At 71.9% G+C, this 2,109-nt stretch carries 3 protein-coding genes; 1 reads left to right on the top strand and 2 read right to left on the bottom strand.

Annotated features, from left to right (window positions below):
* Window positions 1-16: 16 nt before the first annotated feature.
* Window positions 17-931, top strand: coding sequence for a 1,4-dihydroxy-2-naphthoate polyprenyltransferase (locus tag FDZ70_09675; GenBank protein ID TLM69558.1), 915 nt, complete (start codon window positions 17-19; stop codon window positions 929-931).
* Window positions 932-961: 30 nt separating this feature from the next.
* Here FDZ70_09675 and FDZ70_09670 read toward each other — a convergent pair whose 3' ends face one another.
* Window positions 962-1,348 (bottom strand): hotdog fold thioesterase, encoded by a 387-nt coding sequence (locus FDZ70_09670; GenBank protein ID TLM69557.1) that lies wholly within the window; start codon window positions 1,346-1,348, stop codon window positions 962-964.
* Window positions 1,338-2,109, bottom strand: a 772-nt coding sequence (locus tag FDZ70_09665; GenBank protein TLM69556.1) for an o-succinylbenzoate synthase, incomplete at its 5' end; no start/stop codon positions are given. The genes FDZ70_09670 and FDZ70_09665, both read right to left, overlap by 11 nt.

Below are 2,109 nucleotides of genomic sequence, written 5' to 3'. Positions count from 1 at the left end.
CGAGGAGCCGTAGCGCATGCCCGAGCCGTCCCGCACCGCCGTTGCCACCGGCTCCGCCGCCGCGTGGCTGCTCGCCGTGCGGCCGAAGACGCTGCCCGCCGCCGCCTCGGGCGTCGTGGTCGCCACCGTGCTCGCGTGGCGCGACGGCGCGTTCGCGCTCGGGCCTGCGCTCGCCGCGCTCGCGATCGCGGTGCTCCTGCAGGTGGCGAGCAACCTCGCCAACGACGTCTACGACGACGAGCGCGGCGCCGACACGCCCGACCGCCTCGGGCCCACGCGCGTGACGAACGCCGGGCTGCTCAGCCGCACGCAGGTCAAGACGGGGCTGAAGATCGCGCTCGCGGTCGCGTTCGCCCTCGGCGTGTACCTGACCTTCGTCCGAGGCTGGTTCGTGCTCGTCATCGGGCTGGCGGCGATGGTCTCGGCGGTCGCGTACACCGGCGGGCCGTACCCGCTCGGCTACCACGGGCTGGGCGAGGTGTTCGTGTTCACCTTCTTCGGCGTGGCGTGCGTCGCGGGGACCTACTGGGTGCAGTCAGGCTCGGTCACGCCCGCGGTGTGGCTGATGACGGTGCCGCCGGGGCTGATCATCACCGCCATCCTCGTGGTGAACAACCTGCGCGACGTGGAGCAGGACCGCCGCGTGGGCAAGCGCACGCTCGCGGTGCGCCTCGGCGTGGGCGCGACGCGCGCCGAGTGGGTGGCGTGCGTGGCGGGCGCGTACGTGGTCGTGACCGCGGGTGTGGCCGCAGGCCTGCTGCCGCCGCACGCGCTGGCCGCGTGGCTCTCGGTGCCGCTCGCGCTGGTCACCGGCCGCACGGTCCTGCGCGAGGCGGGGCGTCCGCTCAACGCCGCGCTCGCGCGTACGGGTATGCTCGCGCTCGTGTTCGCGCTGCTGTTCGCGGCGGGAGTGGTGGCGGCCGGGCGATAGTGCGGGCCGCCCGCGATCGGGGACCGGCATCTACTCCCGCCGGGCCACGATCCTCACGGTGCACGTGCCGTTCGACAGCACGTCGCCCGCCTCGTCGCGGCACTCGACGTCCCAGATGTGCTCGCGCTCTCCGAGATCCCTCGGCACCGCGATGCCCGTCACCGTGCCCTCGCGCGCGCTCTTCACGTGCCGGACGCACAGCTCGACCCCGAACACCGCCACCTGCTCGAGGTCGACGTTCGCGATCGAGCCGAGGCTCGCGACCGTCTCGAGCAGGGCCGCGGTCGCACCACCGTGCAGGTAGCCGAACGGCTGCACGGTCCGCTCGTCGACCGGCATCGTCGCCACCACGCGCTCGGGCGACGTGCTCACGATCTCGATGCCCAGCGACTCGAGGAGCGTTCCTTCAGTCTCCATGACGCCTCATCTCGATCGTGTCGATCAGCAGTTCGCCGATGCGCTCGAAGTCCGGCTCGAACCCGAGCCCCGGGCCTTCAGGCAGCACCACGTCCCCGTCACGCACGGTGACCGGCGGGATCACGATGTCGCGCTCAAAGTACCGCTGTGTCTCGGAGATGTCTCCCGGGATCGTGAACCCCGGCAGGGTCTCGAACTGCGCGTGGAGGTACTTCGACACACCCGTCTCGTACATCCCGCCGAGCCATACCTGCGCTTCTGCCTCCAGGCAGCGCCGGTAGGCGAGCAGTGACGGCAGCACCCCTCCGTACTTCCCGATCTTCAGGTTGACGTTCCGCAGGTTCGGCGACGCGAGCACGGCGTCGAGGTCGCGCGCGTCGCGGATCGACTCGTCGACGCACACCGGCGTGGAGATGAGCGCCTGGAACGCGGCGAGCGCCTCGATCCCGCCGCCGACCGGCTCCTCGACGCAGACGAGGTCGAACTCGTCGAGTGCGCGGAACACCCCGACGTCCGCTACGCCGTAGCCGCGGTTCGCGTCGGCCATCAGCATAAGGTCCGGATGCGCCTCTCGGACCGCCCGCACGCGCTCGACGTCGTCGCCGGGCCGGATCTTCAGCTTCACGCGCCGGTAGCCCTTCTCCACGAAGCGCGCGACCTCGGCCAGGGTCTGTTCGATCGGCATGACGCCGAGGGACACACCTGCGGGCGCGCGGCTCCCGGGCTCGACCCCCGCCCACTCGGCGAGGATCTCGGGCCTG

This window comes from Actinomycetota bacterium, from assembly GCA_005774595.1.
Taxonomy (GTDB): Bacteria; Actinomycetota; Coriobacteriia; order Anaerosomatales; family D1FN1-002; genus D1FN1-002.
Note: the sequence above shows the minus strand (reverse complement) of the source record. Positions and strands in the feature narration are given on the sequence as shown.